Source organism: Streptomyces sp. NBC_00569 (assembly GCF_036345255.1).
Lineage (GTDB): Bacteria > Actinomycetota > Actinomycetes > Streptomycetales > Streptomycetaceae > Streptomyces.
In genome coordinates, this window is record NZ_CP107783.1 from 4,170,814 (window position 1) to 4,196,007 (window position 25,194).

The window sequence follows — 25,194 nt, forward strand, 5'->3', positions numbered from 1 at the left end:
GGCCCCACACCGCGCAACGGCACCCGGCGGCCGGTCAGTTGGCCTCGGCCGGCACGGCGGCCAGGGAGCGGGACCGCACCACGAGTTGGGCGACCGTCGTCACCACCAGGTTCGGGACGAGCGCAATGAGCCCCGTGTCGACCGTGCCGACGTCCACGCTCCCGAAGGTGAGCCAGATCAGGACGCCGACGCCGGTCAGGATGCCGAGCAGTGCGGGCACGGCTTCCAGACGCACCTTCCTGGCCAGGCCCATGACGATCGCCGGCGCGAGCTGGGTGAGACCTCCGTAGGTGAGCAGCAGCAGGTCGGACAGGAGTCCGGGCCTGGTCAGACCCAGCACGAGGGCGAGCGCGGCGGCCGCGACCACGCAGAGGTGGTTGGTGCGCAGCTGCGTACGTTCGTTGCGCGCGCTCAGCAGGTTGCGCGACAGCAGACTGGAGATGCCCACGACGATGGCCGCCGAGGGGACCATGGCGGCCGAGGCCGCGGCGACCGCGACGACGCCGACGAGCCAGCCGGGCAGGGTCTGGCCCGCGAGGGTGAGGGCGACGGAGTTCGCGGGCGAGCCCGGCTTCACCATGAGGATTCCCGCGAAGCCGACGATGATCGGGATACCGAGCGCTATCTGGTAGAGCGGCAGCCAGACGGCGTTCTTGCGCAGGGCGCGCCCGCTGACGGCGGCGAGGACCGGCGGCCACAGATGGGCCATGGTGCCGAGTCCGCCGCCGATGCCGGAGATGATGACGGCGGTGACGAAGAACGTGGCGTCATAACCCTCCTGATGGAGCGTCAGGAGTTGCGGGTGGCTGTCCCGTACGGTCTCGAAGAGGCCGCCGATGCCGCCCTGCACGGAGACCGCGACACCGATGAGCAGCACCACGAGCCCGGTGATCATCAGGGCGTCCTTGAGGTAGGCGACGCGGGCGATGCCGCGGATCCCGGACCACAGGACGAAGGCGACGGTGAGGACGGTCGCGAGAACCATGCTGAGGTTGCCGCCCGTGCGGCTGCCGGTGGCGAGCTGGACGATCATCCCGAGCCCGGTGATCTGGAGCTGGAGGTACGGCAGCAGGAAGACCGCGCCGACGACGGCGACGACCTTGCCGAGCAGGGGGCTGCGGTAGCGGTCGGCGAAGAAGTCCGCCTGCGTCAGGTAACCGCCCTTGCGGCCGAGTTCACGCATCCGGGGCGCGGTGAAGTACTGGAGGATGAAGTTGATCGCGAGGTAGCACAGGGCGAACGCGGCGGCGACGCCTCCGCCGAAGGCGATACCGGCCAGACCGAGGAAGCTGAAGGTCGTGAAGGCCTCGCCCGCCTGGAGGAACCAGGTGGTGAAGGTGGAGAACTTCCGTTTCCCCACCGTCCATTCGCCGAGTTCCCCGCTGCGCGGTCTGCGCCCGCTCACCCCGACGACGGCGATGGAGACCATGCCGATGAGAGTGATGGTCATGGTGGTGTTCATGCGGCGGCCTCCTCGGCGTCGTCGCGGTCGGCGCGTTCGTTGTCGGCGTGCGCAAAGTGCTCGACGAGGGCGAGCGACGCCGTCGTACCGGCCGTCCACAGCAGGCACCAGGCCAGGACGGAGGGGATGCCGAACCAGAGGTACGGGCCGTTGACGAAGGGCAGGAACGGGGTGCTGAGGAAAGCCAGTACGGGCACGAAGGCCCAGATCACGTGCGGTTTTCTCATCAGGGCTCCATACGGCTGCGGAAGGTACGGCTACGGGAGGGAGGGGCGACGGCGTCCGTGCCCGGTGGCGGCCTCGTAGGCGGCGCCGACCTCGAGCACGGTCCGCTCGGCGCGGGGCGGGCCGACGATCTGGAGCCCGACGGGGAGCCCGGCTCCGGTGAAGCCGGCCGGTACGGAGAGGGCGGGTGCGCCCAGGACGGAGAGGAAGTACGCCGAGCGCATCCAGTCGAGATAGGTGTGCTGCGGCTGCCCTTCGATGACGGTCGGGTACTCCGCCTCCACGTCGAAGGGGGTGACCTGGCTGACGGGCGCGACCAGGACGTCGTAGCGCTCGAAGAATCCGACGGCCGCGAGGTGGATGCGGGCGTGCTCGGCGGTCGCGCGGGCGAGGTCGGCGCCGGTCAGGCGCCGCCCCTCCTCGATGTTCCAGACGAGGCTGTCCTTCAGGGAGGCGCGGTCGCTGTCGAGGAGCGCGCCGAGGCCCTGGTTGAACTCCTGGGCGCGCAGCGTGCGGAAGACGTCCTCCGCGCCGTCCAGGTCCGGGCAGTCCTCGGCGACGACGCAGCCGAGGCCCTCGAAGACCTCGGCCTGCTGCTCGAACACGTCGCGCACGTCACGGTCGACGGCGACCCGCCCGCCGAGGTCGGGCGTGAACGCCACCCGTAGCCCGGTCACGTCCCGCCCGAGCGGTGCGCGGAAGGCGGCGCCCGGCCCCTCCAGGGAGATCGGGACACGCGGGTCGGGCCCGGCCATGACGGACAGCAGCAGCGCGGTGTCGGCGACGGTGCGCCCCATCGGCCCGGCGACGGCGAGGGTCTCCCACAGGTTGCCCGCCGGGTGCGAGGGGACGCGGCCGGGGGTGGGGCGCAGGCCGACGACGTTGCAGAAGGACGCCGGGTTGCGCAGGGAGCCGCCCATGTCACTGCCGTCGGCGAGCGGCTGGAACCCGGCGGCGAGCGCGGCCGCGGCCCCGCCGCTGCTGCCGCCCGCCGACCTCTTCGTGTCGTACGGGTTCCTGGTCGCGCCGAAGACGGGGTTGAACGTGTGCGAACCGGCCGCGAACTCGGGGACGTTGGTCTTGCCGATGCGGATGGCGCCCGCGTCCTGGATGCGCCGCACGAGCAGCTCGTCCTCGTCGGGGACGTGCTCGGCGAAGAGGGGCGAGCCGTGCGTGGTGCGCATGCCGCGGGTGAGGTGGGTGTCCTTGAACGCGATGGGCAGGCCGTGCAGCGGTCCGAGGTCCTCGCCGCGCGCCTGGCGCTCGTCGGCGGCGGCGGCCGCGGCGAGTGCGCCCTCGGGGTCCAGGGTGACGATCGCGTTGACGGCGGGGTTGAGGCGTTCGATGCGGTCGAGGTGGGCCTGGACGATCTCGCGGGCCGACAGCTCACCACGGTGGACGCGCGCCGCGAGGTCGACGGCGTCGAGTACGCAGAGTTCGTCCTGCACGGGAGCGGAATCGACGGCGCCGGTGGCGGCGGAACCGGAGTCGGCGGAACCGGTGGAAACGGGCATGGCAGTCCTAGGGCAGCGGGCAGAGAGGCGCGGCCGGCCAAGGGCGGAGTCGGCGACGCGTGTGCTGCACCACACTGAAGGCGCTGACGTTTTCAGTCAACACCTAAAACTGTATGAACTTTTAAGACGCCAGTCTCATCACTGTGAATATTTCAGTCGCATTACGAAGGTCGGCGGCGGGACGTCGGGAACTCCACCCCGCTGCGCTTGAACGCCTCGACGACCAGATGCGACTGCACGGCCTCCACATGCCGCACCCAGGGCGAGGCGGTCAGGAACTCGTACAGCGCGGCCTTCGACGGCTGCGTCACGTCGACCAGGAGCTGGTGTTCGCCCATGACCACCGCGGCGTACCGCACGAGCGGCGACTCGACGAGCAGCCTGCCCACCTTCTCCACCTCGTCGGGCCGGGTCCTGATCCACAGGAGCGCCTCGACCGGGAGGCCGAGCAGCGCGGGCTCGACGGCGGCCCGGATGCTCACATGCCCCTCGCGGGTCAGCGTCTCGACGCGGCGGCGGGCGGTCGCCACGGAGACGCCGGCGACGGCGGCCAGGTCCTCGTGGGTGCGCCGCCCGTCCTCGGCGAGCGCCCCCAGGATCGCCCGCTCCTCGGGCCCCACCTCCACCTCCGGCAGCCCGATCTCGTCGACGATCCCGGACGGCCCGCCGAGCGCCTCGATCTCCCCGGCGTCGAGGATCCCCGGCGACCACTCGTGCACGGTCCTGAAGTACCGCAGCACCGGCGACACGCTCTGCGAGAAGAGGCCGGGCAGCGCGGGCACCTCGTCGAGCATCAGCGGCCCCAACTGACCCTGCGGGAACTGGAGTTCGGCCACACAGTCGACCGGTCCCGCGAGCGCGTACGAGAAGATGCAGTCCGCTCGCCGGGCGGCCGCCACGGCCACGTCCCGCACCGACCCCGGCCGGCAGGTCATCCGCAGGATCACGGTCTCGCCCCGCACGACGAGCCCCCGCACGGCCACGTCCCCGCTCTCCAGCAACCGCAGCCCCCGCCGCGCCACCTTCCGCTCGGGCTCCCCGATCGCGGCCGCGATGCGCCGCCACGACGCCCGCCCGTCGATCTGCAGGGCGGCAACGATGCGCCGGTCGAGGGGATCCAGGGGCGCGGGGGCGGGCGGGGCGGCCGGTACTGGGTGCGTCACAGGACCGACCCTAACGAGCGGGGCTGGCGGAGCGGGCCGGGACCGGGTCCCGTGAGCGCCGACGGTCTTGAGACGGCAGAGCGGACCATTGGCGGACCGTCCGTCGGAGGAGGCGCGGACGCCGGAGAAGGGCGAGGGGCCGGACAGTGCGTCATGTCATGGTCCGGCCCCTCGCCCGAGGAGCTCCCGGCGGGCCTCGTAGGGCTCAGTCCTCGATCACCGGATTGCACGGCGAGAGGAAGGGATCGAGGCGCTCCTCGACTCCCCCCCTGCGCATGACGCGCACCCGGAACGCGTTGTCGGCGTTCGGGAGGTCGCCTTCGTCGGAGCGGTCGTGGAGCAGCCCCCACGAGCCGGGGAAGCGGCGCGCGATGTACGCCACCAGTTCGTCCAGCTGCTCGGCTTCGTAGCCCTTGTGGTTGGTCTGTCCGGCGGCGGTGACGACGGGCAGACCGTTGAAGACGTCGAGCACGACCTTGCAGCTGGAGGACCACTGGACCGTGCCGATCCGTGCGCGCAGCTCCTCGACGCCCGACCTCAGAGACCGCGCGTCGTCCTCGTACGGGTCCTCGGAGATACCGAACCAACCATGGAACTCGTACATGCCCTCACTCCAGCGGAGTCGTGTCGATCACCGGCTCGACGCCGTACCGGCGCCCGTATTTTCTCCTTCAGCTCACCGATCGCGTCACCTATGCCCTGGGTGAGCCGCTGGACGCGTCTGAGACAGTTCCTCAGTGCGGCCACCCCGACCTGCTACCGCCACCGCACTCGGCGAGCCGTACGAAGTGCCGCGACCTGGTCGCCAGGTCGAGGCCAGGCGGGGGCCTTGATGCGGCTGCGTGGTACGGCATCGGAGCCGCCGTAGACCGCTGTTCACCGGGCTGAGCCCGAGCTGCTCCGGCAAGTTGGTGACCGCACAGCGCCACCGGACGCCGAAGAGGTACGACGAGAATGCCCTTGGGAACGGCCACTCTCGCCGGCCTTCTTGATCAGCGGAAAGAGCGCCTTGCGGCTTCGCTCGCAGCGCTTCCGGCAAAGCCCAATGGATGACGATCCATCAGAGAACTCAGCACCGTCCCAGCACGGGAAACAGCAAGGGGCCGACTCCCGGAAGAGCCGACCCCATGTGACCTGTATGTCTGCCAGGTCATCAAGGTGGTGTTACCTCACCCGCTCAGACGTTGAAGCGGAACTCCACCACGTCCCCGTCCTGCATCACATAGTCCTTGCCCTCCATGCGCGCCTTGCCCTTGGCGCGGGCCTCGGCCACCGAGCCCGTCTCCATCAGGTCGCCGAAGGAGATGACCTCCGCCTTGATGAAGCCCTTCTGGAAGTCGGTGTGGATGACGCCGGCCGCCTCGGGGGCCGTGGCGCCCTTCTTGATGGTCCAGGCGCGCGTTTCCTTCGGGCCCGCCGTCAGGTACGTCTGGAGGCCGAGGGTGTCGAAGCCGACGCGGCCGAGCGTGGCCAGGCCGGGCTCTTCCTGGCCCATCGACTGGAGCAGTTCGAGCGCCTCGTCGTCGTCGAGCTCGATCAGCTCCGACTCGATCTTGGCGTTCAGGAAGATGGCCTCGGCGGGGGCGACCAGGGCGCGCTGCTCGTTCTTGAAGTCCTCGTCGACCAGCTCGTCCTCGTCCACGTTGAACACGTAGAGGAAGGGCTTGGTGGTGAGGAGGTGCAGCTCGTGGAGCAGGCGGCCCTTCTCCGTGCCGGCGGTGATGCCCGCGGCGAAGAGCGTCGTGCCGGACTCGAGGATCTTCTGCGCCTCCTCGACCGCGGCGAGCACCGCGACCTTCTCCTTCTGGAGGCGGGACTCCTTCTGGAGGCGCGGGACCTGCTTCTCGACGGACTGCAGGTCCGCGAGGATCAGCTCCGTGTTGATCGTCTCGATGTCGTCCTTGGGCGAGACCTTGCCGTCGACGTGGACGACGTTCTCGTCCTTGAAGGCGCGGATGACCTGGCAGATCGCGTCCGACTCGCGGATGTTCGCGAGGAACTTGTTGCCCAGGCCCTCACCCTCGGAAGCGCCGCGCACGATGCCCGCGATGTCGACGAAGTCGACCGTCGCCGGGAGGATCTTCTGGGAGCTGAAGACCTCCGCGAGCTTGCCGAGGCGGGGGTCGGGGACGCCGACCACGCCCACGTTCGGCTCGATCGTGGCGAACGGGTAGTTGGCCGCCAGCACGTCGTTCTTGGTCAGGGCGTTGAACAGGGTCGACTTGCCGACATTCGGCAGGCCGACGATTCCGATCGTGAGCGACACGTTGCGACTTCCCGTACGTGAGGATGGAGGACACCCCAGTCTACGGCGTGCCGCGCCACCCCCCGGCGTCGTATCGAACGCTTGGGCAAGGTCGGCGAAACCGCGTGTCCCGGAGCGGATTCCACACATAACCCGACCTAAGTTGGTGTGGTGGATCAACCCAGTCGCACTCCGCCGCAGAACCGGCCCCGCCGCACGCCCCCGCTCCCCCCGCAGGCGCAGGGCGGCAGCGACGGACGCAACGGCCCCGCCGGGTCCGGTTCCGGCACGGTGTACCGGGCGTCGGGCAAGGGCGGCGGCACGGCACCGCGCCCCGCGGCGCCGCTCGTCCTCGCGCTGCGCCGCTTCCCCGATCCGCGCCTCACCGGCCTGGGCAGCGGGCTGTTCTGCACGGCCACGATGTTCACGCTCGCCTGCCTGGACGCGCTGCTGTTCGGCGGCTCGGTCACCGTGTACGGGGTGCTGTTCCTGCTGGTCAGCACGCTCACGGCGATGTGGGTGCGGCGCGCCGACCTGGTGAGCGCCCCCGTCGCCGTGCCGATCGGCTTCGCCGTCGGGATCCTGCCGGTGGCCGACGGCTCGGGCGGGTTCGGCGGGCAGGTGATGGGGCTGGTGACGGCCCTCGCGATGCACGCCGGCTGGCTCTACGGCGGCACGCTCGTCGCCGGACTCGTCGTGACCGTGCGCGGCATCCGCCACATGACCCGGCGCGCGGCACGCCGACGAGCCCTCGCGCAGGCCCGCGCCGGCTCCCCGGGCACGGCAGGACGACAGGTGACGTCGGCCCCGCGCCCCAGGCGGCGTACGGCCTAGCGCGTCCGCGGGCGCCCCACGGTCCGTCCCCGCCGGCCTACGGCAGACGCGTCCCCCGGCGGCACACGGCCTGGCCCGTCCCCCGGCGCCCCACGGTCCGCCCCCGCCGGCCTACGGCAGACGCGTCCCCCGGCGCCGCACGGCCCGTCCCCGGCGCCCGCCACCCCCGCTACTTCTGCTGCGCCGCCGCCATCGCCGCCCCCACGATCCCCGCGTTGTTCTGCAGCTGCGCCGGGACGATCTCCGCCTTGATGCCCTTGATCAGGGGCAGGAACTTGTCGGCCTTGCGGCTGACGCCGCCGCCGATGATGAACAGTTCGGGGGAGAACAGCATCTCGACGTGCGCCAGGTACTTCCGGACCCGGTGTGCCCAGTGTTCCCAGCTCAGGTCGTGGTCTTCCTTCGCCTTCGTCGAGGCGTGCTTCTCGGCGTCGTGGCCGTGCAGCTCTAGATGGCCGAGCTCGGTGTTCGGGACGAGCTGTCCGTCGATGAACAGGGCGCTGCCGATGCCGGTGCCGAAGGTGAGGAGCAGCACCACGCCCTTGCGGCCGCGGCCCGCGCCGAAGTGCATCTCGGCGACGCCGGCCGCGTCCGCGTCGTTAAGGACCGTCACGGGGAGCCCGTCGAGCCGCTCGCCGAGGAGGGCGCGGGCGTCGACGTCGATCCACGACTTGTCGACGTTGGCGGCCGTACGGATCATGGCGCCGCCCGTGACGACGCCGGGGAAGGTGATGCCGACCCGGTCGGGCCGCGTGCCGAACTGCTCCACGACCTGCCTCACCCCGTCGGCCACGCCGTCGGGCGTGGCCGGGTGCGGGGTCAGGACCTTGAACCGTTCCTGTGCCAGGTCGCCGCGGTCCAGGTCAACGGGTGCGCCCTTGATCCCTGATCCGCCGATGTCCACGCCGAAGATCTGCATGGGCACCACGTTACGACGAGTGGCTCAGCGTCACTTCCCGGAAGAGTCGTCCTGCGCGAGCGCCGCGGCCTCCGCGCGCAGGTCACGGCGGAGTTCCTTCGGCAGGGAGAAGGTGATCGACTCGTCGGCGGTCTTCACGGTCTCCACATCGCCGTAACCGCGCTCGGCCAGCCACTCCAGGACGCCGTCCACCAGTACGTCGGGGACCGAGGCGCCGGAGGTGAGGCCGACCGTCGTGACGCCCTCGAGCCAGGCCTCGTCGATCTCGGCGGCGAAGTCCACCAGGTGGGCGGCGGGCGCGCCGGCGTCCAGGGCGACCTCGACCATGCGGATCGAGTTGGAGGAGTTCTTGGAGCCGACGACGATGACGAGCTCGGCGTCCTCGGCCAGCTTCTTCACCGCGACCTGGCGGTTCTGCGTGGCGTAGCAGATGTCGTCGCTGGGCGGCGAGAGCAGGTTCGGGAACTTGCTCTTGAGGGCGTCGACCGTCTCCATGGTCTCGTCCACGGAGAGCGTGGTCTGGGAGAGCCAGACGACCTTCGACTCGTCCCGCACCTCCACGTTCGCCACATCCTCGGGGCCGTCGACCAGCGTGATGTGGTCGGGGGCCTCGCCCGAGGTGCCGATGACCTCTTCGTGGCCCTCGTGGCCGATCAGGAGGATGTCGTAGTCCTCCTTGGCGAAGCGGACGGCCTCCTTGTGGACCTTGGTGACGAGCGGGCAGGTCGCGTCGATGGTGGCGAGCTTGCCGGCCGCGGCCTCGTCGTGGACGACGGGCGCGACGCCGTGCGCCGAGAACATCACGATGGAGCCCTCGGGGACCTCCTGGGTCCGCTCGACGAAGATCGCGCCCTTCTTCTCCAGGGTCTGCACGACGTACTTGTTGTGGACGATCTCGTGGCGGACATAGATCGGGGCCCCGTACTGCTCGAGGGCCTTCTCGACGGCAATCACGGCACGGTCCACACCGGCGCAGTAGCCCCGGGGGGCGGCGAGCAGGACGCGGCGGGGGCCAGTCGTAGCAGTCATGTCCACCATCGTAAGGCCGTGTCCAGCGGGTCAAAGATCCACGGCTTGGCGAGACTGAAGGCCCGTGCGCGACCCCGTGCGCGACCCCGTGCGCGGCAAAGGGAGGCCCGATGTCCGCCCACACCGCTCCACCGGCCGGGGAAGACGGGCCGCCGCCCGTCGGGGAAGCGACGCTGCGGCGCAGCCTCGGATTCCGGGACCTCGTCGTCTACGGGCTCCTGTTCATCGCCCCCATGGCCCCGGTCGGCATCTTCGGCACGCTCGACGCCAGGTCGCACGGCGCCGTCGCACTGGTGTACGTCGTCGCGACGGTCGCGATGGCGTTCACCGCGTTCAGCTACGCGCAGATGGTGCGGGTCGCCCCGCAGGCCGGCTCTGTCTTCACCTACGCGCGCGTGGGGCTCGGTGAGGCGCCGGGGTTCGTCGCCGGGTGGATGGCGATGCTCGACTACCTCCTCATCCCGGCGGTCGCCTATCTCTTCTCCGGGATCGCGATGAACGCCCTGGTGCCGTCGGTGTCGCGCTGGGTGTGGACGGCGCTGGCCGTGATCATCACGACGCTCCTGAACCTGTGGGGGGTGCGGGCGGCGGCCCGGGTCGGCTTCGCGGTCCTGACGATGGAGATCGTCGTGCTGCTCGTGTTCCTCGGGTCGGCGATCGTCGTACTCGTACGCGACGGGGCGGAGCGCGGCTGGCTGTCGCCGCTGACCGGGGACGGGTCACAGGGCGCGTTCGCGCTGTCGGCGGTCGTCGGCGCGGTGTCCGTGGCCGTGCTCTCGTATCTCGGCTTCGACGCGATCGTGTCGTTCGCGGAGGAGGTCACGGGCGGCTCGGCGAAGGTGGCGCGGGCGGTGCTCTTCTGTCTGGCGCTCGCGGGTGTGCTGTTCATCGCGCAGACGTATCTCGTGGCGCTCCTCGAACCGGTGTCGTCGGCGGACCTCGCCGCGGACCCGGCCAGGCAGGGGTCCGCCTTCTACGACGCGATCGACGTGTCGGTCGGCGGGTGGCTGCACGACCTGGTGGCGGTCAGCAAGGCGATCGGCGCGGCGTTCGCGGCGCTGGCCGGGCAGGCGGCGGCCGGGCGGCTGCTGTTCGCGATGGCCCGCGAGCGGCGGCTGCCGAAGGCGCTGGCGCGGACGGACTCCGGGGTGCCGCGGGTCGCGCTGCTGTGCGCGGCGGCGGTGACGCTGGTCGCGGCGGTCTGGGCCGCCCGCAGGGACGACGGCCTGGACCATCTGGTCTCCGTGGTGGACATCGGCGCTCTCACGGCGTTCGTGCTGCTGCACGCGAGCGTGGTGGGCTGGTTCGTGGTGCGGCGCGGCGGGGGGACGTTCAGCTGGTGGCGGCATCTGCTCGTGCCGGTGCTCGGCGCGGCCATCACGGTCGCGGTGATCGTGGAGGCGTCGGGCACGGCCCAGGTGGTGGGCGCGATCTGGCTGGCGGTGGGGCTCGTGGTGCTGGTGGCGCAGAGGGGACTGCGGGGCGGGCGGGTGGCCTGACGGGGCGTCCGGCCACGGCACACGCACCGGCGCCCGCCCCGAGTCCGCACACCCTTCGCGTACCCCTTCGTGTCACGGAGCGTTGTCGGTGGGTGCGGCTACGCTCACCGGCATGGCTGTGAATACGTCCGCGGACGCCCCGCTGCCCGTCGGGGAAGTGTCGCGGCTCATCGGGCGGTGGATCGACCGGCTCGGCGCCGTGTGGGTCGAGGGGCAGATCACCCAGCTGTCCCGGCGCCCCGGCGCCGGCGTCGTGTTCCTGACGCTGCGCGATCCGTCGCACGACATCTCGGTCGGCGTCACCTGCTACCGGCAGGTGTTCGACGCGGTCGCGGACGTCGTCAGCGAGGGCGCGCGCGTCGTCGTCCAGGCGAAGCCGGAGTGGTACGCGCCGCGCGGCCAGCTGTCGCTGCGGGCCTCCGAGATCAGACCGGTCGGCGTCGGTGAACTGCTGGCCAGACTGGAGCAGTTGAAGAAGACCCTCGCCGGAGAGGGGCTCTTCGCGCCCGAGCGCAAGAAGGCGCTGCCGTTCCTGCCGCAGCTCATCGGGCTCGTGTGCGGGCGCGCGTCGGCCGCCGAGCGGGACGTCCTGGAGAACGCGCGGCACCGCTGGCCCGCCGTCCGCTTCGAGGTGCGCAATGTGCCGGTCCAGGGCGTGCACGCCGTGCCGCAGGTGGTGCAGGCGGTCAAGGAGCTGGACGCGCTCGACGACGTCGACGTGATCATCGTGGCGCGCGGCGGCGGCAGCGTCGAGGACCTCCTGCCGTTCTCGGACGAGCAGCTGGTCCGGGCGGTCGCCGCCTGCCGTACGCCGGTCGTCTCGGCGATCGGCCACGAGCCGGACAACCCGCTCCTCGACCACGTGGCGGACCTGCGCGCCTCCACTCCGACCGACGCGGCGAAGAAGGTCGTGCCGGACGTCGGCGAGGAGTACGAGCGGGTGCAGTGGCTGCGGGACCGGGCGCGGCGCAGCGTCGAGTCGTTCGTGGACCGGGAGGAGCGCGGGCTCAGACAGGCCCTCGCCCGGCCCGTCATGGAGGACCCGCACCGCATGATCGAGGTGCGCGAGGAGCAGGTGACGTCGCTGGCCGAGCGCGGCCGGCGCACGCTCGGACATCTCCTCGACCGTGCCGAGTCGGAGCTGTCGCACACGCACGCGCGCGTGGTGGCCCTGTCCCCCGCCGCGACCCTCAAGCGGGGTTACGCGGTGCTGCAGAAGGCCGACGGCGACGTCGTGCGCGCCGCGGACGACGTGGCGGCGGACGAGACACTGCGGGCGCGGGTCGCCGAGGGCGAATTCACCGTACGGGTCGAGAACGGGCACGTACGGGCCGAGGACGGGAACGTACGGGTCGAGACCGGGAACCAGGAGAACGCATGACCACGAAGACCGACGAGGCCGCGCTCGGCTACGAGCAGGCGCGGGACGAGCTGATCGAGGTCGTCCGGCGGCTCGAGGCGGGCGGCACGTCGCTCGAGGAGTCGCTCGCCCTGTGGGAGCGCGGCGAGGAGCTGGCGAAGGTGTGCCGGCGCTGGCTGGACGGGGCGCGGGCGCGCCTGGACGCGGCGCTGGCGGAGTCCGGTCCGGGCGGGGGCGCCGACGAGGAGGGGTGAGCCGCGGGACCTGCGGACGATCAGCGGGCGGGAAGCAGTGATCAGCCGAGCGGGAGCGATCGTGACTTTGTGAAGCAGGTCACGAGGTTCCGGTTTTGGTTGAAAGTTAAACGGTGCTGACGTACTGTCGTGTGCATCGGGTGATCCGTTCGCAGCGTCGCGACGGACCGCCCGCACCCCCAGCACGTACGTATCGAGAAGGTTGATCCATGTCTCTCGTTCTTGACCCCGCCGCCCAGGACCTGCTGTTCCGCGAGGCCCGCACCGCGAACACCTTCACCGACGAGCCGGTGACCGACGAGCAGGTCCAGGCGATCTACGACCTGGTCAAGTTCGGCCCGACGGCGTTCAACCAGTCGCCGCTGCGCATCACGCTGGTCCGCTCCCCCGAGGCCCGCGAGCGCCTCGTGCAGCACATGGCCGAGGGCAACCGCCCGAAGACGGCGTCCGCCCCGCTGGTCGCGATCCTCTCCGCGGACAACGAGTTCCACGAGGAGCTCCCGGCGCTGTTCCCGCACTTCCCGCAGGCCAAGGACGTCTTCTTCGCGGAGCGCCCCACCCGTGAGGGTGCCGCCGCCCTGAACGCCACCCTCCAGGCCGCGTACTTCATCATCGGCGTCCGCGCCGCCGGCCTGGCCGCGGGCCCGATGACCGGCCTCGACTTCGCCGGTGTCCAGAAGGAGTTCCTGGACGACGACCACACCCCGCTGATGGTCATCAACATCGGCAAGCCGGGCGAGGACGCCTGGTTCCCGCGCTCCCCGCGCCTGGAGCACGACCAGGTCATCACCACGGTCTGAGTGCTCCCGCACGCTTCACGCGAAAGGAAAGGCCCCCCGGCAACAGCCGGGGGGCCTTTCCCATGCGCCGAAATCCTCTGGATGCCCGAGATGCCCTGCACGGAAATCCCGGAAGCACCTACTTCGTCCGCAGCGCCTCGGCCATCTTCGCCAGCTGCGCGAACGACGCCGTACCGGTCACGACGGTTGTCGACTTGTCGGCCTTGAGCACCAGGGCGTCGTACTGGTCGCCCTTGTAGCGCCGCCAGGTCTCGCCGCCGATGCGCTGCGTCGCGCTGGTCTCCGTGGCGCCCTGGCTCGTCCGGTCGATGAAGGCCGACGCCTTCTCGGTGGACTGCTCGATGCCCACGTACTGGCCGTCGGCGTCGTGGAAGCCGAGGTGCCAGGCGTCGGAGTTCGAGCCCTGGAACCGCACCGATGTCGCCTTCCAGGACTTCGCGAGCCCCTCGGGCGCCGCCACCGGGTACGGAGCGGCGCGTCGCGCCGTCAGCAGCTCCACGCGATAGTCCACGCGCTTGACCGGCGGGGTGCCGGAGTCGTCGTGCGGGACGAACACGTAGATGCCTGCCGCTGCGATGACGGTCGCGCCCATCGAGAGGACCAGACTGCCCACGGTCTTCTTGCCTTTGGTACCTGCCACGCCCCCATCGTCGCAGGTACGTGAGCGATCACCGCACGTGGGCCCGGTCTGCTCATACGTGGGGCCCTCTGCTCATTTTGTCGGCCTGACGATAGAGTCGGGGCCATCACCCTCATCCGGCCGTCGTCGTATCAGAAAGGTGCGTCTCGATGACCGAGCATCACCAGTTGCCGTCCGAACTCGAAGTCCCCGCGGAGGCTCCCGACCGGAACCTCGCCCTGGAGCTCGTCCGCGTCACCGAGGCCGCGGCCATGGCTGCCGGCCGCTGGGTCGGCCGCGGCGACAAGAACGGGGCGGACGGCGCCGCCGTGCGCGCCATGCGCACCCTCGTCTCCACCGTCTCGATGAACGGCGTCGTCGTCATCGGTGAGGGCGAGAAGGACGAAGCCCCGATGCTCTACAACGGGGAGCGCGTCGGCGACGGCACGAGCGCCGAGGTCGACATCGCCGTGGACCCGATCGACGGCACGACGCTCTGCGCCAAGGGCATGCCGAACGCCATCGCGGTCCTGGCCGCCGCCGACCGCGGCACCATGTTCGACCCGTCCGCCGTCTTCTACATGGACAAGCTGGTCGCGGGCCCCGAGGCCGCCGACTACGTGGACATCAACGCCCCGGTGGCGGTGAACATCCGCCGTATCGCCAAGGCCAAGCGGGCCGCTCCCGAGGACGTCACGGTCGTCATCCTGGACCGGCCGCGCCACGAGGGCATCATCAAGGAGGTCCGCGAGGCCGGCGCCCGGATCAAGCTGATCTCCGACGGCGATGTCGCGGGCTCCGTGCTCGCGGTGCGCGAGGACAGCGGCGTCGACCTGCTCCTGGGCATCGGCGGCACCCCCGAGGGCATCATCTCGGCGTGCGCCATCAAGTGCCTGGGCGGTGTCATCCAGGGCAAGCTGTGGCCCAAGGACGACGCCGAGCGCCAGCGCGCGATCGACGCGGGCCACGACCTGGACCGGGTCCTGTCGACCAACGACCTGGTCTCGGGCGAGAACGTGTTCTTCGTCGCCACCGGCATCACGGACGGCGAGCTGCTGCGCGGCGTCCGCTACCGCGCCGAGAGCGCCACGACGTCCTCGCTGGTGATGCGCTCCAAGTCGGGCACGATCCGTCAGATCGACTCGCAGCACCGGCTGTCGAAGCTGCGCGCATACAGCGCGATCGACTTCGACCGCGCCAAGTAGGTCGCGCCCGGCAGGTCGCGCCAGGCAGGTTCTTTCCCCTTACGCGTTCGGGGCGCCCCTTTGTGCGGAGGGGCGCCCCGTTCGCGTGTCGGGAGGGCGGGTCGTCAGCCGGCCGCGCGGATCTGGTCGACCGCGCTCGTCGCCTTCTGGAGCTCGACCTCGCGTCGGCGCCTGCGGGCGAGGACCACACGGCGCTCGGCGGCGGTGAGGCCGCCCCACACCCCGTAGGGCTCGGGCTGAAGGAGCGCGTGCTCGCGGCATTCGACCATCACGGGACAGCGGGCGCAGACGCGCTTGGCCGCCTCCTCGCGGGACAGGCGGGCCGCCGTCGGCTCCTTGGAAGGGGCGAAGAAAAGGCCGGCTTCGTCGCGCCTGCACACGGCCTCCGTGTGCCACGGGGCGTCCTGGTCCCGATCTCGCACTGGCCCCCGCTGCGGGGGGACGGCGGCGACCTGCAGGGACTGATGCGGCGGATGCAGCACGGTCTACTCCTGACGACGGCTTCGCGAGCGAGCGACGATGCAGCAACCTCTACCCGCTGTGTGCGTGCCTATGCACTGAGTTCCGAAGGACGGGAGTTCCCGGGCCCCGGGCCTCCGCGCCTGCGCCGTGCGTCCGTCGCCCCGAGCGCGGGTCAGCCGTCGAGGTGTTTGCGCATGCGGTCGTGCAGATCGCGCAGGCGCTTGCCGCGCTTCGGCTTGGCCTCGATGTTGCCGAGGACCGCGATGCCGTCGACGTAGACCACGGGCGCGTCCGGGTCGGCCGAGTCGAGGGTGTCCACCTCGAAGTTGCCGAGGACGCCGCCGCCGCTGCCGCGCAGCGAGATGTTCTCCGGGACGCGGACCTCCACGTTCCCGAAGACGGAGACCGCCTTGATCACGACCTGCTGGTACTCGAAGATCGCCTCGCTGAGGTCGATCTCGATGTTGCCGAAGACGGCGTACGCGTGAGTCCTGCGGCCCACGCGCCAGCGGCCCTTGCGGGCCGAGGTGCTGAAGACGGCGACCAGGTTCTCGTCGGCGACCGCCGGGACCGCGCCCGTGCCGGGGCGGTTCGGAGCCGGCGAGGAAGCCCCTGGGCGGCGCCGGGTGAGGGCGCCGGGCAGGTCCCTGACGAGCGGCTCGAGCTCGGCGTGGGTCTTGGCCCGGTACACCCCGTCGATCCGCTCGGCGTGCTCATCCGCCGTGAGCCGGCCCTCCGCCAGGGCCTCGCGCAGGATGTCCGCGGTGCGGTCGCGGTCGGCGTCGGAGGCGCGCAGATCGGTCTGCGGCGCGGGCTGCTCGGGGCGCTTCTCAAGGTCCACCGGGCCAGCGTACCCAAACGCGATAGATCGCGACTAGGGGGCGTCCCCGGGAACTGAGCCTTACCTCACAGGTTCGCCCGTGCCGTCAGGTCCTACGCTGGTTGGCGCTGCCAATGGATGCCAGCTGCTAACGGCCGAAAGAGGAATGGGCGAGATGCCTGAGTTCGCGTACACCGATCTGCTCCCCCAGGGCGAGGACACCACCCCCTATCGCCTGGTGACCACGGAGGGTGTCTCGACCGCCGAGGGGCCGGACGGCCGTACGTTCCTGAAGGTCGAGCCGGAGGCGCTGCGCAAGCTCGCCGAAGAGGCGATCCACGACATCCAGCACTACCTGCGCCCGGCCCACCTCGCCCAGCTGCGCCGCATCATCGACGACCCGGAGGCGTCGGGCAACGACAAGTTCGTCGCGCTCGACCTGCTGAAGAACGCGAACATCGCGGCGGCCGGCGTGCTCCCGATGTGCCAGGACACCGGCACCGCGATCGTCATGGGCAAGCGCGGCCAGAACGTGCTCACGGAGGGCGGCGACGAGGCGGCCCTCTCGCGCGGCATCTACGACGCGTACAAGAACCTGAACCTGCGCTACTCGCAGATGGCCCCGCTGAACATGTGGGACGAGAAGAACACCGGCTCGAACCTGCCGGCGCAGATCGAGCTGTACGCGACCGACGGCGGCGCCTACAAGTTCCTGATCATGGCCAAGGGCGGCGGCTCGGCCAACAAGTCCTTCCTCTACCAGGAGACGAAGGCGGTCCTCAACGAGGGCTCGATGATGAAGTTCCTGGAGGAGAAGATCCGTTCGCTCGGCACGGCGGCCTGCCCGCCGTACCACCTGGCGATCGTCGTCGGCGGCACGTCCGCCGAGTACGCGCTGAAGACCGCGAAGTACGCCTCCGCGCACTACCTGGACGAGATCCCCGCCGAGGGCTCCGAGCTCGGCCACGGCTTCCGTGACAAGGAGCTGGAGGAGAAGGTCTTCGAGCTGACGCAGAAGATCGGCATCGGCGCACAGTTCGGCGGCAAGTACTTCTGCCACGACGTGCGCGTGGTGCGTCTGCCGCGGCACGGCGCGTCCTGCCCGGTCGCCATCGCCGTGTCCTGTTCGGCCGACCGCCAGGCCGTCGCGAAGATCACCGCCGAGGGCGTGTTCCTGGAGCAGCTGGAGACGGACCCGGCGCGCTTCCTGCCGGACACGACGGACGAGCATCTCGACGAGGCCGGCGACGTCGTGAAGATCGACCTGAACCAGCCGATGGACGACATCCTCGCCGCGCTGACGAAGTACCCGGTCAAGACCCGCCTCTCCCTGACCGGCCCGCTGGTCGTGGCCCGCGACATCGCGCACGCCAAGATCAAGGAGCGCCTGGACGCGGGCGAGGACATGCCGCAGTACCTGAAGGACCACCCGGTGTACTACGCGGGTCCGGCGAAGACCCCGGAGGGTTACGCGTCCGGTTCCTTCGGTCCGACGACGGCCGGCCGCATGGACTCCTACGTCGAGCAGTTCCAGGCGGCGGGCGGCTCGAAGGTCATGCTGGCCAAGGGCAACCGCTCGCAGCAGGTCACCGACGCGTGCAACGCGCACGGCGGCTTCTACCTCGGCTCGATCGGCGGCCCGGCCGCCCGTCTGGCGCAGGACTGCATCAAGAAGGTCGAGGTCGTCGAGTACGAGGAGCTCGGCATGGAGGCGGTCTGGAAGATCGAGGTCGAGGACTTCCCGGCGTTCGTCGTCGTGGACGACAAGGGCAACGACTTCTTCAAGGACCCGGCCCCGGCGCCCACGTTCACCAGCATCCCCGTGCGCGGCCCCGGCCTCGCGTGACACCTGGCGCACGCCGGTAGGGCCGCCCGTCGCCGTCACGGCGACGGGCGGCCTTTGTGCTGTCCACGAAAAGGTCAGGCGAACCGCTGGCCCGCCGAGCCGTCGCAGTTCTGGAGCCGCACGTTGTCCTTCGCCGAGGCGAGGGTCAGGCACAGGCCCGTCGAGGCGGCCGGGCGCAGGGTGTCGCCCTGGCGGACGAACTGCTGGTTGGCGCCGCCGTGGCAGTTCCACAGGATGAGGGCCGTGCCCGCCTTGTAGGAGCTGTCGGGGACGTCCACGCAGCGGTCCTGGGTGAGTTCGGAGTGCAGGGACCGGCCGGCCGTGTCGTACCACCAGCCCTGGTTACGGGTCCCCGCGCAGTCCCAGCCGATGACGGCCGTGCCGTTCGCGCTGCTTCCCCCCTTGGCGTCGGCGCATGTGCCGGTGCCCGCGTTCTTGAGTGGCCGGTACGCGTCGTCCCAGCCGCCTTGGTAGAGCTTGGGGGTGCCGGTGTCGGCCGAATCGGCGCAACCTGCTTCCCGGTAGCCGGAGTTGTAGAGCTGGGTGAGGCAGGAGGCGAAGGCGCCGTGGCCGCGTGCGTTCGGGTGGAAGGACTGGCGCACGGAGTTGGAGTCGGGCGGGAACGGGTTGGAGACGTCCACGTAGAGGCCGCGGGCCCAGGCGTCCTCCATGCAGACCTCGTGGCCCTGGAAGAGGCGGGAGTTGTCGAGGTAGAAGGCGCCGGACTCCTGGGCGGCCCTGCGCATGCCGCGCTCGAAGGCGGGCACGGCCGCGTTGCGGCCCCAGGCGGCGTCGGAGTCGTAGCCGAGACAGCCGCCGGGCAGCTTGCCGGGGAAGTTGGGGTTGTCGTGGATGTCGGGGCCGATGGGGCTGGGGTAACCCATGAGGACGAGCTTGTAGTCGCTGTCGGCGTAGCCCGCGCCGCGCATCACGGTCTTCAGGTCGGCGACGGTCGACTCGACCTTGGGCACGAGCCCGTCGACTCTGGCCTGCCAGCCCGGCGCGTACTTGGGCTCGCACGCGCCCTGGAGGGTGAGGTAGCGGGTCACGCAGTCGGTCATGACGGGACCGAACTGGAGGTCGTCGTTGGCGCCCGCGACGAGCACGATCATCTTTATCTTCGTGTTGCGCGCCTTGACGGCGAGAGCGTCGCTCTGCACCAGCTCGTCGGCGTACTGCTTGCTGCCGCCGATGCGGATGTTGCCGGTGTACGCGCCCGAGCAGGACACGTTGTACGTCACGTCGGCCGGGATCCCGGTGCGGTGGATGGCGGAGTCGGGCGAGCGGTGACACCAGTTGTCCGGGCCGTTCGTGCCGGCCTCGTAGGTCCCGACGCCCTCCCCCGAGATCTCGCTGTCCCCGAGCGAGATGAGGGCGGTCCTGCGGTCGGCGAGGGGCCGCTCGGCCGGGTCCCCGTAGAGCTTGGTGGCCTCGGCGGCGCGGATCTTCTCGAGGTCGGGCGGGAGTGGGGTGGTGGCCGCGGCGGCGGGTGCCGCGGACGCGGTCGGCGCGGTCAGGCCGACGAGTGCGGCGGCCGTCGCCGCGACAACGGCGACGGCGCATCTGATGCTGGGTCTGGTGCGGTGCAGGACGTTCATGACGCCTCCCCGGTTTGGGTGTTACCCGAGGTATTTACTGGCGGGTAAGAGACTTGGGAATAGCCAGAACAAGACAAGTGCTCACGTTTTACGGAAGGGATGACGATGACGACGGCGATGAATGACGGCGGCGACGACAGCGGCCGATACCGGATCGAGCACGACTCCATGGGCGAGGTGCGGGTCCCCGCGGACGCCAAATGGCGGGCCCAGACGCAGCGGGCGGTGGAGAACTTCCCCGTCTCCGGCCAGCGCCTGGAGCGCGCCCACATCGAGGCGCTCGCCCGTATCAAGGCGGCCGCGGCCCATGTGAACGCCGAGCTCGGGGTCGTGGACAAGGACATCGCGCAGGCCATCGCGGAGTCGGCAGGCGAGGTCGCCGACGGGCGCTGGGACGACCAGTTCCCGGTGGACGTCTTCCAGACCGGCTCGGGCACGTCGTCCAACATGAACACCAACGAGGTGCTCGCGACCCTCGCCACGGAGCGCCTCGGCCGCGACGTCCACCCGAACGACCATGTGAACGCGTCCCAGTCGTCGAACGACGTCTTCCCCTCGTCGATCCACATCGCGGCCACCGCCGCCGTCACCCATGACCTGATCCCGGCGCTCGGCCATCTGCGGGCGGCCCTGGAGCGCAAGGCCGAGGAGTTCGCCGACGTCGTGAAGTCGGGGCGTACGCACCTCATGGACGCGACGCCGGTGACGCTCGGGCAGGAGTTCGGCGGATACGCGGCGCAGGTCGCGTACGGCATCGAACGTCTTCGGGCCTCGCTGCCGCGCCTGGCCGAACTGCCGCTCGGGGGAACGGCGGTGGGCACGGGGATCAACACTCCGCCCGGGTTCTCGGCCGCCGTCATCGAGGAGGTCGCGCGGACCACCGGTCTGCCGCTGACCGAGGCGCGCAACCACTTCGAGGCACAGGGCGCGCGCGACGGCATCGTGGAGACCAGCGGGCAGCTGCGGACCATCGCCGTCGGCCTGACGAAGATCGCCAACGATCTGCGCTGGATGGCGTCGGGCCCCCGCACCGGACTGGCCGAGATCACCCTGCCCGACCTCCAGCCGGGCTCGTCGATCATGCCGGGCAAGGTGAATCCGGTCATTCCCGAGGCGGTCCTCATGGTCGCCGCCCAGGTCACGGGGAACGACGCGACGGTCGCCGCCGCGGGCGCCGCGGGGAACTTCGAGCTCAACGTCATGCTGCCGGTCATCGCCAGGAACGTCCTGGAGTCGATCAGGCTTCTCGCCAACGTCACGCGCCTGCTCGCCGACCGGACCGTCGACGGCATCACCGCGAACCGCGAGCGCGCCCTCGAGTACGCCGAGTCGTCACCGTCCGTGGTGACCCCCCTGAACAAGTACATCGGCTACGAGGAGGCCGCGAAGGTGGCCAAGAAGTCGCTGGCCGAGCGCAGGACCATCCGCGAGGTCGTCCTGGAGGGCGGCTACGTGGAGCGCGGCGATCTCACGGTCGAGCAGCTCGACGAGGCGTTGGATGTCCTGCGGATGACGCACCCGTAACAGCGCTCGGCGACTGACCGAATTCGTGGCGCGCACCGCGGCGGCACATGCCGGGTGCACCTAATATCTGTCCATGACGGACCGGACGAGCATTCTGGTGGGTGAGACCGAGGGCGGCGTCGGGCGCTGGGCGCCCGGCAGCCGGATTCTGTGGCGTTACCGGACGAACGGCGGGGACGGCTTCCACATCTGCCGCCCCGTCACGGTCGTCGAGGACAGCGCCGAGCTTCTCGCCGTGTGGCTGGCACCCGGCACCGAGTGCGTGAAACCGGTCCTGGCCGACGGCACGCCGGTGCACGAGGAGCCGCTGGCCACCCGGTACACGAAGCCGCGCACCGTGCTGCGCGACCGGTGGTTCGGCACCGGCGTCCTGAAGCTGGCGCGCCCCGGCGAGCCCTGGTCGGTGTGGCTGTTCTGGGAGCCGGGCTGGCAATTCAGGAACTGGTACGTGAACCTGGAGCAGCCGCAGGTGCGCTGGGCCGGCGGCGTGGACTCCGAGGACCACTTCCTCGACCTGTCGGTCTACGCGGACCGCACCTGGCGCTGGCACGACGAGGACGAGTTCGCGCAGGCGCAGATCGCGGGCCTGATGAGCGCGGCGCAGGCGGAATCCGTACGCAGAGCGGGGCGCGCCGCGGTGGAGGTGATCGAGGACTGGGGGCACCCGTTCCCCGACGGCTGGCAGCACTGGCGGCCTGATCCGTCGTGGCCGGTTCCCGCCCTTCCGGGTGACTGGGACCGTACGCCCGCGCATGTGTCCTCATGAGACCCTTGATGCGCCCCCGTGGTTCAAACGTAGGATCGTCCTCCGCAAGTGCACACACATACAACTCTTCGCGCTTGCAGCAGGTCTGACACGATGTCAACGAGGTCATCGAGGGGCGGCGGGACCGTGAGTCACGGCAGCGAGGGTTACGAGACGTACGGGAATGGCCGCCGGACCCCGGCGCCCGACCGTACGGGCCAGGCCGAGGCCTTCGACGCGATCGGCGCCCGCTACGACGACGCCTTTCCGCACAAGGAAGGCCAGTTGGCCGCGGTGGACACACTGCTCGCGGGCCTCGCGCCCGGCTCGCGCATACTCGAGGTGGGCTGCGGCACGGGAGTTCCTACGAGCCGTCAACTGGCGGACGCGGGGCACTCGGTGGTCGGCGTGGACCTGTCGGCCGGCATGCTGGAACTCGCCCGCAAGAACGTCCCCGAGGCCGAGTTCCACCAGCTGGACCTCGCGTCACTGAGACCCGAACGAGGCCAGGAAGCGGGCGAGTTGGGCGAATTCGACGCCGTCACCTGCTTCTTCACGCTGCTGATGCTGCCGCGCCCGGAGATCCCCGCGGCGCTGCGGCTGCTGCGCTCGATGCTCCGGCCCGGCGGGCTGCTCGCCCTGTCGATGGTCGAGGCCGATCTGGACGACGCCGAGATTCCGTTCCTGGGGCACACAATCCGGGTATCGGGTTTTCTGCGGGACGAGCTGCGCCAGGTCGTACGCGACGCGGGACTGGAGATCACCGGCGAGCACACGTACGCGTACGCTCCGGCAAGCACCGATGTACCACCCGAACACCAGCTGTTCTTCAACTGCCGGCGCGCCGGAAAGTGAAGCGGCACGTCGTTAGGCGCGCAGCCCAGGACGGACGGATTCGAAACGCGTGACGGAGCACCCCACCTCCCACGAGGGCCGCCGGCCGGCCGCCCGCCCCGCCGCCCCCGCGGACCCCCGCGGGGCTCTGAGGCGCGCCTCCGACGCGTTCCCCGCTCAGGGGCGCCCCGGACCGACCGCGTCCGCCGACGACGCCGATCCCGCGCGCCGCGCGCCCGCCTCCGGTGCCTCCGCACCGCGCGGCGCCGCGCCCGAGCACTCCGGCGCGGCACCCGTACCCGAGCCCCCGCGCCGTGAGAGCGGTGGCGGTGGCGTGCCCGGGCGGCGCAAGCCCGGCTCCGCTTCCGGGGCGGGTGGGAGCGCGCCCGAACACGCCCTGTCGGACGCCGGACCGGACGATCCCCACCGGCCGAGGCCCGCGCCCGACCGGCGCAGCGGACAGCCGCGCCCGCCGGGGACACCCGTCCCGATGCGGCGGGACGGGGACCGGCTGCGCTTCGTGGGTGCCGCGACCCGGCGGATCGCCCGCGGGATTGACCTCGACGAGATCGTCATGGGTCTGTGCCGCGCCTCCGTGCCCACGTTCTCCGACGTGATCCTGGTGTATCTGCGGGACCCGCTGCCGGTCGGCGACGAGCGGCCCACCGGGCCCGTCGTGCTGCGGCTGCGCAGGACGGACCGGCTGCGGCTCATCGAGGAGGGCGCCGAGGACCCGGACACCGACGGCGGCGGACTCCTCACGATGGCGGGCGGCACCGCCCAGGGCGACCCCGTCACCGCCGAGCTGTGCGAGGTGCGGACCGGCGGCGCGCTGGCCGAGGTGCTGAGGGGCGTACGGCCCGTTTTCGCGGACTCGCCCGCCGCCCTGGCCGCGCTGCCGGAGCTGCTCGGCGACGACCCGGACCTCGCCCTGCCCACCGGGCAGCGGGCGATCCTCGCGCCGCTGCGCGGGCGCCGCCGGGTGATCGGCGCGGTCGTCTTCCTGCGCCGCCCCGAGCGCCACGCGTTCGAGAACGACGACCTCCTGGTCGCGGGGCAGCTCGCCACGCACAGCGCGCTCGGCATCGACAAGGCCGTCCTGTACGGCCGCGAGGCGTACATCGCCGACGAGCTCCAGCGCACGATGCTGCCCGAGACGCTGCCGCGGCCGACGGGCGTGCGCCTCGCGTCCCGGTATCTGCCGGCCGCGGAGACCGCGCGCGTGGGCGGCGACTGGTACGACGCGATCCCGCTGCCCGGCAGCCGCGTCGCCCTGGTCGTGGGCGACGTCATGGGCCACTCCATGACCTCCGCCGCGATCATGGGTCAGCTGCGCACGACCGCGCAGACCCTCGCCGGTCTCGACCTGCCGCCGCAGGAGGTCCTGCACCATCTGGACGAGCAGGCCCAGCGCCTCGGCAGCGACCGCATGGCGACCTGCCTGTACGCGGTCTACGACCCGGTCTCGCACCGCATCACCATCGCCAACGCGGGCCACCCGCCGCCGGTCCTGCTGCACCTGGGAGGCCGCGCCGAGGTGCTCCGGGTCCCGCCGGGCGCCCCCATCGGTGTCGGCGGCGTCGACTTCGAGGCGGTCGAGCTGGACGCCCCGGCGGGCGCGACGCTCCTCCTCTACACGGACGGTCTGGTCGAGTCGCGGCTGCGGGACGTGTGGACCGGGATAGAGCAGCTGCGGGAGCGGCTCGCCGCGACGGCCCAGCTGACGGGCCCCGACCATCCGCCGCCGCTCGAGGCGCTGTGCGACGAGGTCCTCGACATGCTCGGTCCGGGCGACCGGGACGACGACATCGCGCTGCTCGCGGCCCGGTTCGACGGGATCGCGCCGAGCGACGTCGCCTACTGGCTCCTCGACCCCGAGGACGCGGCGCCGGGCCGGGCCCGCCGTCTGGCGCGCAGCGCGCTCGCCCGGTGGGGTCTGGAGGAGCTGACGGACTCGGTGGAGCTCCTTGTCAGCGAGGTCGTGACGAACGCCGTGCGGTACGCGTCCCGGCCCGTCACGCTGCGCCTGCTGCGGACCGACGTGCTGCGCTGCGAGGTCGGCGACGACGTGCCGCAGCTGCCGCGGCTGCGCCAGGCCCGCGCCACGGACGAGGGCGGGCGCGGCCTGTACCTGGTGAACAGGCTGGCGCGGCGCTGGGGTGCGACGCGGCTGAGCACCGGCAAGGTCGTGTGGTTCGAGCTGCCGCACGGGAACGGCACCGCCTGAACCCGGACAT

Annotated in this window: 23 protein-coding genes; 11 read left to right on the top strand and 12 right to left on the bottom strand. The window is 71.1% G+C overall.

Annotated elements, in window-relative coordinates:
• Positions 1–34 precede the first annotated feature (34 nt).
• From OHO83_RS18595 to ychF, 6 genes are all read right to left on the bottom strand, one after another.
• Positions 35–1,462 (bottom strand): sodium:solute symporter family transporter, encoded by a 1,428-nt coding sequence (locus OHO83_RS18595; protein ID WP_266673763.1) that lies wholly within the window; start codon positions 1,460–1,462, stop codon positions 35–37.
• Positions 1,459–1,689, bottom strand: a complete 231-nt coding sequence (locus tag OHO83_RS18600) for a hypothetical protein (protein WP_266673761.1) — start codon at positions 1,687–1,689, stop codon at positions 1,459–1,461. The genes OHO83_RS18595 and OHO83_RS18600 overlap by 4 nt, the downstream gene beginning before the upstream one ends.
• Before the next feature lie 30 nt (positions 1,690–1,719).
• Complete coding sequence (locus OHO83_RS18605; RefSeq protein ID WP_266673759.1) at positions 1,720–3,201, bottom strand: amidase; 1,482 nt, start codon at positions 3,199–3,201, stop codon at positions 1,720–1,722.
• 161 nt (positions 3,202–3,362) lie between these two features.
• On the bottom strand, positions 3,363–4,364 hold the full coding sequence (locus OHO83_RS18610; protein WP_266673757.1) for an AsnC family transcriptional regulator: 1,002 nt from the start codon (positions 4,362–4,364) through the stop codon (positions 3,363–3,365).
• Positions 4,365–4,569: 205 nt separating this feature from the next.
• The gene (locus OHO83_RS18615; protein ID WP_266673755.1) at positions 4,570–4,968 is read right to left on the bottom strand and encodes an Imm7 family immunity protein; all 399 of its coding nucleotides are present in this window, start codon (positions 4,966–4,968) and stop codon (positions 4,570–4,572) included.
• Between the two features lie 573 nt (positions 4,969–5,541).
• Entirely contained in the window at positions 5,542–6,630 is a 1,089-nt protein-coding gene (gene ychF / locus OHO83_RS18620; protein WP_266673753.1) for a redox-regulated ATPase YchF, read from the bottom strand.
• Positions 6,631–6,780: 150 nt separating this feature from the next.
• Between ychF and OHO83_RS18625 the strand changes: the two genes are divergently transcribed.
• Complete coding sequence (locus OHO83_RS18625; protein ID WP_443066053.1) at positions 6,781–7,443, top strand: DUF6542 domain-containing protein; 663 nt, start codon at positions 6,781–6,783, stop codon at positions 7,441–7,443.
• Positions 7,444–7,612: 169 nt separating this feature from the next.
• Here the strand turns inward: OHO83_RS18625 and ppgK are convergent, their stop codons facing one another.
• Positions 7,613–8,362 (bottom strand): polyphosphate--glucose phosphotransferase, encoded by a 750-nt coding sequence (ppgK, locus tag OHO83_RS18630; RefSeq protein WP_266673751.1) that lies wholly within the window; start codon positions 8,360–8,362, stop codon positions 7,613–7,615.
• A gap of 30 nt (positions 8,363–8,392) precedes the next feature.
• Positions 8,393–9,391, bottom strand: a complete 999-nt coding sequence (locus tag OHO83_RS18635; protein ID WP_389567650.1) for a 4-hydroxy-3-methylbut-2-enyl diphosphate reductase — start codon at positions 9,389–9,391, stop codon at positions 8,393–8,395.
• A gap of 110 nt (positions 9,392–9,501) precedes the next feature.
• Between OHO83_RS18635 and OHO83_RS18640 the strand changes: the two genes are divergently transcribed.
• The 4 genes from OHO83_RS18640 (at position 9,502) to OHO83_RS18655 (ending at position 13,304) form a co-directional block, all read left to right on the top strand.
• Entirely contained in the window at positions 9,502–10,890 is a 1,389-nt protein-coding gene (locus tag OHO83_RS18640; RefSeq protein ID WP_266673747.1) for an APC family permease, read from the top strand.
• Between the two features lie 112 nt (positions 10,891–11,002).
• Complete coding sequence (gene xseA / locus OHO83_RS18645) at positions 11,003–12,271, top strand: exodeoxyribonuclease VII large subunit (protein WP_266673745.1); 1,269 nt, start codon at positions 11,003–11,005, stop codon at positions 12,269–12,271.
• Positions 12,268–12,504: an exodeoxyribonuclease VII small subunit gene (locus OHO83_RS18650; protein WP_266673743.1), complete on the top strand. Its 237-nt coding sequence runs from the start codon at positions 12,268–12,270 to the stop codon at positions 12,502–12,504. The genes xseA and OHO83_RS18650 overlap by 4 nt, the downstream gene beginning before the upstream one ends.
• 209 nt (positions 12,505–12,713) lie before the next feature.
• Positions 12,714–13,304, top strand: coding sequence for a malonic semialdehyde reductase (locus tag OHO83_RS18655; protein ID WP_266673741.1), 591 nt, complete (start codon positions 12,714–12,716; stop codon positions 13,302–13,304).
• Between the two features lie 118 nt (positions 13,305–13,422).
• Here the strand turns inward: OHO83_RS18655 and OHO83_RS18660 are convergent, their stop codons facing one another.
• Entirely contained in the window at positions 13,423–13,944 is a 522-nt protein-coding gene (locus tag OHO83_RS18660; RefSeq protein ID WP_266673739.1) for a DUF4245 domain-containing protein, read from the bottom strand.
• 149 nt (positions 13,945–14,093) lie between these two features.
• Between OHO83_RS18660 and glpX the strand changes: the two genes are divergently transcribed.
• The gene (gene glpX, locus OHO83_RS18665) at positions 14,094–15,128 is read left to right on the top strand and encodes a class II fructose-bisphosphatase (RefSeq protein ID WP_266560607.1); all 1,035 of its coding nucleotides are present in this window, start codon (positions 14,094–14,096) and stop codon (positions 15,126–15,128) included.
• 104 nt (positions 15,129–15,232) lie between these two features.
• Here the strand turns inward: glpX and OHO83_RS18670 are convergent, their stop codons facing one another.
• Positions 15,233–15,610 carry a WhiB family transcriptional regulator gene (locus OHO83_RS18670; RefSeq protein ID WP_266673737.1) on the bottom strand — a complete coding sequence of 126 codons (378 nt, stop codon included), beginning with the start codon at positions 15,608–15,610 and terminating at the stop codon, positions 15,233–15,235.
• A gap of 152 nt (positions 15,611–15,762) precedes the next feature.
• Positions 15,763–16,431 carry a DUF1707 SHOCT-like domain-containing protein gene (locus tag OHO83_RS18675; protein WP_266673735.1) on the bottom strand — a complete coding sequence of 223 codons (669 nt, stop codon included), beginning with the start codon at positions 16,429–16,431 and terminating at the stop codon, positions 15,763–15,765.
• A gap of 154 nt (positions 16,432–16,585) precedes the next feature.
• Here OHO83_RS18675 and OHO83_RS18680 point away from each other — a divergent pair, with 154 nt between their 5' ends.
• Positions 16,586–18,256: a fumarate hydratase gene (locus OHO83_RS18680; RefSeq protein ID WP_266673733.1), complete on the top strand. Its 1,671-nt coding sequence runs from the start codon at positions 16,586–16,588 to the stop codon at positions 18,254–18,256.
• Positions 18,257–18,330: 74 nt separating this feature from the next.
• Here the strand turns inward: OHO83_RS18680 and OHO83_RS18685 are convergent, their stop codons facing one another.
• Complete coding sequence (locus tag OHO83_RS18685) at positions 18,331–19,854, bottom strand: ricin-type beta-trefoil lectin domain protein (RefSeq protein ID WP_443066054.1); 1,524 nt, start codon at positions 19,852–19,854, stop codon at positions 18,331–18,333.
• 117 nt (positions 19,855–19,971) lie between these two features.
• Between OHO83_RS18685 and OHO83_RS18690 the strand changes: the two genes are divergently transcribed.
• The 4 genes from OHO83_RS18690 (at position 19,972) to OHO83_RS18705 (ending at position 25,184) form a co-directional block, all read left to right on the top strand.
• Positions 19,972–21,378 (top strand): class II fumarate hydratase, encoded by a 1,407-nt coding sequence (locus tag OHO83_RS18690; RefSeq protein ID WP_266676600.1) that lies wholly within the window; start codon positions 19,972–19,974, stop codon positions 21,376–21,378.
• Between the two features lie 73 nt (positions 21,379–21,451).
• A complete protein-coding gene (gene fomD, locus OHO83_RS18695; protein ID WP_266673731.1) occupies positions 21,452–22,144 on the top strand; it encodes a cytidylyl-2-hydroxypropylphosphonate hydrolase in 693 nt (230 codons plus the stop codon).
• Between the two features lie 93 nt (positions 22,145–22,237).
• Complete coding sequence (locus tag OHO83_RS18700) at positions 22,238–22,978, top strand: class I SAM-dependent DNA methyltransferase (protein WP_389567639.1); 741 nt, start codon at positions 22,238–22,240, stop codon at positions 22,976–22,978.
• A gap of 49 nt (positions 22,979–23,027) precedes the next feature.
• A complete protein-coding gene (locus OHO83_RS18705; protein ID WP_266673727.1) occupies positions 23,028–25,184 on the top strand; it encodes a SpoIIE family protein phosphatase in 2,157 nt (718 codons plus the stop codon).
• Positions 25,185–25,194: the final 10 nt, after the last annotated feature.

Coding starts and splice junctions, on each gene's coding strand:
- OHO83_RS18595 (WP_266673763.1), bottom strand. CDS start 1,462: ATGAACACCACCATGACCATCACTCTCATCGGCATGGTCTCCATCGCC.
- OHO83_RS18600 (WP_266673761.1), bottom strand. CDS start 1,689: ATGAGAAAACCGCACGTGATCTGGGCCTTCGTGCCCGTACTGGCTTTC.
- OHO83_RS18605 (WP_266673759.1), bottom strand. CDS start 3,201: ATGCCCGTTTCCACCGGTTCCGCCGACTCCGGTTCCGCCGCCACCGGC.
- OHO83_RS18615 (WP_266673755.1), bottom strand. CDS start 4,968: ATGTACGAGTTCCATGGTTGGTTCGGTATCTCCGAGGACCCGTACGAG.
- ppgK (WP_266673751.1), bottom strand. CDS start 8,362: ATGCAGATCTTCGGCGTGGACATCGGCGGATCAGGGATCAAGGGCGCA.
- OHO83_RS18635 (WP_389567650.1), bottom strand. CDS start 9,391: ATGACTGCTACGACTGGCCCCCGCCGCGTCCTGCTCGCCGCCCCCCGG.
- OHO83_RS18640 (WP_266673747.1), top strand. CDS start 9,502: ATGTCCGCCCACACCGCTCCACCGGCCGGGGAAGACGGGCCGCCGCCC.
- xseA (WP_266673745.1), top strand. CDS start 11,003: ATGGCTGTGAATACGTCCGCGGACGCCCCGCTGCCCGTCGGGGAAGTG.
- OHO83_RS18650 (WP_266673743.1), top strand. CDS start 12,268: ATGACCACGAAGACCGACGAGGCCGCGCTCGGCTACGAGCAGGCGCGG.
- OHO83_RS18655 (WP_266673741.1), top strand. CDS start 12,714: ATGTCTCTCGTTCTTGACCCCGCCGCCCAGGACCTGCTGTTCCGCGAG.
- glpX (WP_266560607.1), top strand. CDS start 14,094: ATGACCGAGCATCACCAGTTGCCGTCCGAACTCGAAGTCCCCGCGGAG.
- OHO83_RS18680 (WP_266673733.1), top strand. CDS start 16,586: ATGCCTGAGTTCGCGTACACCGATCTGCTCCCCCAGGGCGAGGACACC.
- OHO83_RS18685 (WP_443066054.1), bottom strand. CDS start 19,854: ATGAACGTCCTGCACCGCACCAGACCCAGCATCAGATGCGCCGTCGCC.
- OHO83_RS18690 (WP_266676600.1), top strand. CDS start 19,972: ATGAATGACGGCGGCGACGACAGCGGCCGATACCGGATCGAGCACGAC.
- fomD (WP_266673731.1), top strand. CDS start 21,452: ATGACGGACCGGACGAGCATTCTGGTGGGTGAGACCGAGGGCGGCGTC.
- OHO83_RS18700 (WP_389567639.1), top strand. CDS start 22,238: ATGTCAACGAGGTCATCGAGGGGCGGCGGGACCGTGAGTCACGGCAGC.